This window comes from Streptosporangium sp. NPDC002721 (assembly GCF_042888905.1).
Classification (GTDB): Bacteria; Actinomycetota; Actinomycetes; order Streptosporangiales; family Streptosporangiaceae; genus Streptosporangium.
Genome location: NZ_JBIAQI010000021.1, coordinates 184,795 through 190,794, shown reverse-complemented (window position 1 = coordinate 190,794; position 6,000 = coordinate 184,795). Strand labels below are relative to the sequence as shown.

At 68.0% G+C, this 6,000-nt stretch carries 5 protein-coding genes; 4 read left to right on the top strand and 1 reads right to left on the bottom strand.

All coding sequences use genetic code 11. From position 1 onward, the window contains the following. Positions 1-357 (top strand): permease (locus ACFYWM_RS29335; RefSeq protein ID WP_389919866.1); only part of this gene is annotated, 357 nt, incomplete at its 5' end. A gap of 118 nt (positions 358-475) precedes the next feature. Next, complete coding sequence (locus tag ACFYWM_RS29330; RefSeq protein ID WP_389919863.1) at positions 476-1,273, top strand: TIGR03943 family putative permease subunit; 798 nt, start codon at positions 476-478, stop codon at positions 1,271-1,273. 223 nt (positions 1,274-1,496) lie between these two features. Here the strand turns inward: ACFYWM_RS29330 and ACFYWM_RS29325 are convergent, their stop codons facing one another. Then, positions 1,497-1,835: a GTP-binding protein gene (locus tag ACFYWM_RS29325; RefSeq protein WP_389919895.1), complete on the bottom strand. Its 339-nt coding sequence runs from the start codon at positions 1,833-1,835 to the stop codon at positions 1,497-1,499. Positions 1,836-2,155: 320 nt separating this feature from the next. Here ACFYWM_RS29325 and ACFYWM_RS29320 point away from each other — a divergent pair, with 320 nt between their 5' ends. Together ACFYWM_RS29320 and ACFYWM_RS29315 are read left to right on the top strand one after the other, a co-directional pair. Beyond that, on the top strand, positions 2,156-2,467 hold the full coding sequence (locus ACFYWM_RS29320) for a DUF4158 domain-containing protein (protein WP_389919861.1): 312 nt from the start codon (positions 2,156-2,158) through the stop codon (positions 2,465-2,467). 485 nt (positions 2,468-2,952) lie between these two features. Next, positions 2,953-5,628 (top strand): hypothetical protein, encoded by a 2,676-nt coding sequence (locus ACFYWM_RS29315; protein WP_389919858.1) that lies wholly within the window; start codon positions 2,953-2,955, stop codon positions 5,626-5,628. The last annotated feature ends 372 nt before the right edge of the window (positions 5,629-6,000 follow it).

The window sequence follows — 6,000 nt, the reverse complement described above, 5'->3', positions numbered from 1 at the left end:
CACGCGGGCGGGTTCCTCATCGTCGGCGGCCTGGCCGCGGCCACCCTGAACGTCACCGTCCCCCGCGAGTGGCTGAACGCGATCGCCGAGGTGCCCTGGCTGGCCATCCTGGTCATGGCGCTGCTGGCGGTGCTGCTGTCGATCTGCTCGGAGGCCGACGCGTTCGTGGCCGCCTCGATGACCGCGTTCTCCCCCACCGCCAAGCTCGCCTTCCTCGTGGTCGGGCCGATGGTCGACCTGAAGCTGATCGCGCTGCAGACCGGCACGTTCGGCAAGGCCTTCGCCCTGCGGTTCGTCCCGCTCACCTTCACCCTCGCCGTCCTGGTGAGCGTCGTGTTCGGCTGGCTGCTGCTATGACGCCCCCCACCCCGCCCCCCACCTTGCCCTCCCCCCAGTCCCCGGCCCTGCCCCCCTGGCTGTCTTCCTGGCTGTCTTCCTCGCGCCCCGCCCCCGCGGAAGGAACCCGCGCCCCCCGATGAACCGTGTGACCCAAAACCTCGTCCTGACCCTGCTGGGCTGCGCCGTGCTGCGGATCTCGGCGTTCTCCACGACCTACCTCAACTACGTCAAACCCGGCTTCCGGCCCTTCCTGATCGGCGCCGGGGTAGTGCTGGTCATCCTCGGGCTCATCGGCCTGCTCCAGGCGAGCCGGGCCGGAGACACCACGGCGAAGAAGAGCGCCAAGGACGACAAGCACGGCCACCCCGGCGAGCACAACGAGCACGACGAGCACGGCCGGGCCGTCACGAGCGAGCACGGGCACGACCACGCGCACGGCGGCCCCCGGGTCGCGTGGCTGCTGTGCCTGCCGGTATTCGCGATCTTCCTGATCGCACCGCCCGCCCTCGGCTCCTTCGCCGCCTCCCGCGACGACACCCCACCGCCCCGCGACCAGGCCTTGAGCTCCTTCACCCCGCTGGTCGGCACCGGCGCCGTGGAGATGACCATCGGCGACTTCATCGGCCGCGCCTGGGACGACGACAAGAAATCCCTCACCGGCCGCGAGGTCAAGCTCACCGGCTTCGTCTCACCGGCGAAGAAGAAGGGCCAGTGGTACGTCACCCGCATGCAGATCGCCTGCTGCGCCGCCGACGCCTTCCCGCTGAAGGTCGCGGTCAAGGGACTGCCCGAACCACCCGCCGACACCTGGGTCGAGGTCACCGGCACCTGGATCCCGCAAACCTTCGGCACGATGACCACCGGCGTCATCTACCCCCAGATGACCGGCAAGAGCCTTACCAAAGTCGACGCCCCCGACGAACAGTACGAGTAACACCCAGGGGCGCGTACGAGCTCGGGCCCACCTTCCCGAACACTGTCAGCCACCAGGCGACACAACCTCGCCAGGTCCCGGCGGACCACCGGCAGACGCCGGTGGTCCGCGACCGTTTCCGGCCGGTCCGGGAACAGTCCAATCGACCAGGTCAGTGGCGATCTGGTCGGACGTGGAACGACGTCGCCTGAACCGATCGGTGATCCCGGTCGGCCCGGCTTTCTCACCGTCGGCCGTGCCAGACCAGAAACCACGGCCTGGCGGCAACCCGCCGCGATCCCGCGGCCGACCGGCCCGCTTCTTTGAGCAGATCGTCGCGGAGCGTGCAGCAGACACAGTCGTCGGTGATCTCCACAGTCCCCTCCCCGGTATGCGATGGGAAGACCCCGTTGCGCACCTGACCTGCGTCGAGGCTGATCTCGCTCATGTCATTGCCGATCACCCCACGCGCGCCTCCTCGCGGCTGCGAGGAGGCGGTTGAGCAGCGTGGCCGTACCCGCGTCCAGGAATCCGGGCGGCAGTGTCGCGGAGAGACGGGGTCACCGTAGTCTTGGCCGAGAATTCAACGAACCCGTCCCCGACCTGCGATAACACGGCCTTTCAAGCTCGTTGAGAATCGCGCTGGACGGCGAGCAGAGCGGGTTCTCACCGCCGAATCCGCCTGCCGGCGAAGCGTTCGGGCCGCCGAACATCCGGGATCGGGCCCGACGGCGAGGCCCGTCGGACAGCAACAGCGGAAAATCCAACGAACCCGCCCCTGACCAGCGGAACCTTCGGGGATTCGCGGGACGCTGGTGATCTTTTGCCGCTACGGTTTGTTCCGCTTCCGGTGCGTTCGTTGGGGGTTGTGGGTTGGCGACTCGGTTCTTCACTGATGAGCAGATGGAGCGGCTGCGGTCGTACCCGGACATCGGCCGGGAGGAGTTGATCCGCTACTTCACGTTGACGAGGAAGGACCTGGGGTTCATCGACAACCTCGGCAAGAGCGGCGGCCGGGGCCCTGCCGCGCGAATGGGGCTGGCCGTTCAGCTGTGCACGCTGCCGTGGTTAGGGTTCGTGCCGGATGACATCTGGTCGGTGCCGCCGCCAACGTCGTCATCATCGGCATCGCCGCCCGCAACCGCACCCCGATCAGTTTTTGGGAGTTCACCAGGTACGGCCTCGTCGTCGCCTTCGTCACCGTGGCGCTGGTGACGCCCTACCTGTGGCTGCGCTATCTGATGTGACGCCCTGCCGGCCTGCCGGGCGGCGAGGAAGTCCTTGATCTTCCCGGGGCGACTCCAGCGCTACGCGGCCTCGCCGCACAGTCATGAGTCGGTTTGGGGTGCCGTGGCTGCCGCGCTAATGGTGGCCGGATGAGGCCATGGGATGGTGGTGTTTACAGCGGTCCTCTTTCGAGGCTGGTGGGGCGGGAATGGCGGAGCCGATGTGATCTACCCCCAGGTCGGCGCCTTGGACTCGGGCACTTTCGACCCGGACCTGCGGTTTCGCGCCGAGACAGAAAGGCAGTGCGAGGGCTGCTGGTGGTGGTCGAGAGGTAATGGGCGGTCCGTAATGAAATGAGGTCTTCACTCCGTTTATTTCGGTTCGACCTGACATGTTGTGATTATTGCGGGTATCGGGGGGCGCTTTTAGCGTCAGCGGCGTGGGCCCTCAGGGCCTGGCCAGGAGGCGCGAAGATGGGGTTCGTACGGGCGAAGACCACTGGATTCAACGCGGTCCTTCCGACGCGGGACGATCCGTGGAGAGCATTGGTCCTGCGGGAGGACCGCGCCGCGTTCATCACCCAGGAGAAGCTGCTGTCGGAGGGCCCGCTGGCGCAGACCTTTTTCGGGGAGCTGGCCGGGATGCCCGAGCCGTTCGCCAGCTGCACCGACGCGGCGTTCGAGGTCATGGTGACCGAATACCCCCGCCGGTCGATCTTCATCGTCGGAGACCAGTGCCTGGACTGGGTCTGGAACCAGCACGGCGCCAAGTATGAGGGGCCAGTCATCGGTCATCCGAACTTCGGCAGGTTCATCCCGCTCGGCTACCGCAGCGACATCGACACCGTCATGCAACTGCCGAACCACCGCACCATGCTGTTCAAGGGGAACCGGTGCGCGATCATCGAGTGGAGCCCCCACGGCAGCCGGGGCTGCTACTTCGAAGGGCCGTTGACCGAGCTCGGCAAGGCCCACGCGGGGTGGAGCAAGCTGCCCGCGGACATGAGCGGCGACTTCGACCACGCCGCGTTCCTCCAGGGAGGAGGCGCCTTCTACCGGACCCTGCTGATCAAAGGTGACCGGGCGATGTACCTCGACTGGAACACAGGCCCCGTGGTCGTCGGCAGCTACGCCCAGGTGTCGGCCGGGCTGGGCGCCATGCCCGCCGAGTACCACAAGCCCCGGCTGCCGGCCGCCGGGCGTTTCTCCGGCACGGCCGACGGTGAGCGGATCGATCTTCGCGTCGATCTGACGGGCCCGCTGCCGGTGATCTCCGGGGACACCTTCACCGACCCCGGCGACAAGTACCTCAACTCCTTCGTCCTGGAGGGCAGCCGGCCCGTCACGCTGCCGGCCACCATCACCGGCACGGTGAGGTTCGCCAACGACACCAAGCTGCCGAAGATCTCGGTGGTCGTGGACAAGCTCGCTCCCGGCGGCACCGCCACCCTCACCCGCAGCGCGGCCGACGGAAGCTGGCCCACCACCTACACCTGCGCCTACGTCTCCCGGTTCCTGCGCACCATCGACTGGGAGGTCGACGCCATAGCGGGTACCAAACCGGCCCCCCAGTACGCCACCACCACCGACCCCCGCCCACCCGGCCTGGCCAAGAAGCTGATCACCGTCCAGTCGGCCTACGCCGACGCCGGGATCGAACTGCGCACTTCCGGCGCCGTCGTCAACGAGATCGCCATCGACCAGGTGGGCGCGGACCTGAAGTGGTCCGATGCCGAGCTCCATGCCGCGATGGTCAGCAACTTCAGCGGCCACCGGGACATCGAGCAGTGGAAGGTGTGGAGTATCATCGCCACCCGTCATGTCGACAAAGGCACCCGGGGCATCATGTTCGACTACGAAGATGGAGTCCAACGCCAGGGGATAGCTGTGTTCTACGACGAGCTGGTCGAGGAGGGGTCGGACACAACACGCCAGGGGCTCCGTGTCTGGGTGCATGAGATCGGCCACGCCCTCAACCTGGCGCACAGCTGGGAAAAGGACACGCTCGGGCCGCGTAAGGGCCACGGCGACCTGTCGTGGATGAACTACGACTATCAGTACCAGGGCCCGAACGGAGAGCAGGGTGCGGAGGCCTACTGGGCGGCCTTCGCCTACCAGTTCACCGCCAATGAACTGCGCCATCTGCGCCACGGCTTCTACCGGAACGTCGTCATGGGCGGCTCCGCCTGGGCGGTAAATTCCGCCGATCGTCGCGCTATGAAGGAGTTCGCCCCGCCACCGGCCAGCCGGTCGGGACTGCGGCTGGAGCTGTACGGACGCGACACCTTCTCCCACGGGGAACCCGTCGTCACCGAGATCAAGCTTTCCCTGGACGGCAGCACCCCCCACGCCGACGCCTTCCCCAACCTCAGCCCCCGCGGCGACAACCTGACCATCCTGGTCACCGACCCCGCCGGAGCCATCCGCCCCTTCCGGCCCATCGCCCGTGCCTGCGGCAACCCCGACCGCCGCGTCACCCTCGATGCCCAGACCCCGGCCCTCTACGACAGCGCCTACCTCGGCTACGGCGCCGACGGCCTCACCTTCGCCCAGCCCGGCACCTACCGGCTGCGCGCCCTGTGCAAGGCCCCCGACGGCTCCACCGTCACCTCACCCGAGCACACGATCGAGGTCAGCCCGCCGCAGAGCGAACAGGACCGGCAGGCGGGCGACCTGCTGATGGGCTCACAGCAGGGCACCCTGCTGGCGCTGCTGGGCTCCGACGCCCCGCAGCTGGCCGAAGGCAACGCCGCCCTGGACCAGCTCATCGCCACCCACCCCGACCACCCGCTCGCGGTGTACGCGCACATGGTCAAGGGCACCAACGCCGGACGTCACTTCCTGACCCTCGGCAAGGACGGCATCGGTGTGCGGCCCGCCGACACCGACACCAGCATCGAAGAGCTCGGCGCGGTCGTGCAGACCACCCTCGACACCGGCACCGACGCCGGGGTCGACAACATCACCCTCAACGCCACCATGCGCCGCCTGGCCCGCGCGCACGCCCGCGCCGGCGACCTCAAACAGGCCGACACCGTCCTGGACCAGATGGTGGAGACCTTCCGCGACAAGGACGTCCCGCCGCCGGTCCTGGCCACCATCGCCGAACAGGCCGAAACCACCCGCACCGAGCTCCACGACCAGGCCTGACACCACGCCCCCGGCCACCGCGCCGCCCGCCTGAGCGCTACCGCGGATAGTGAATCATCATCCGCGGTAGCGTCGACGGCGTCCTGGAAGAACACCCCGCCGCAGCGAGAGTGACTCCACCTATTATCTGCGACAGCGGTCGAAGAAGGTCGTCATGGCGACGGTGCATCCGCTTGGCGTACGCCCGACGACTCCGGCCATACCTCGGTCATCTCACCGACTTTCCCACCGTCATCTTCGACCACCCTTCGAGCACCTGCGTCCTGGACGCCGCCCGGGGCTGGCCGACCAGGACCTGCCGGATTTGATCGTGGTGGACCCCGGCGGGCTGCCGCCGAGCATCGCCCCCGTCGGGGGACGTGGCAGACGCTT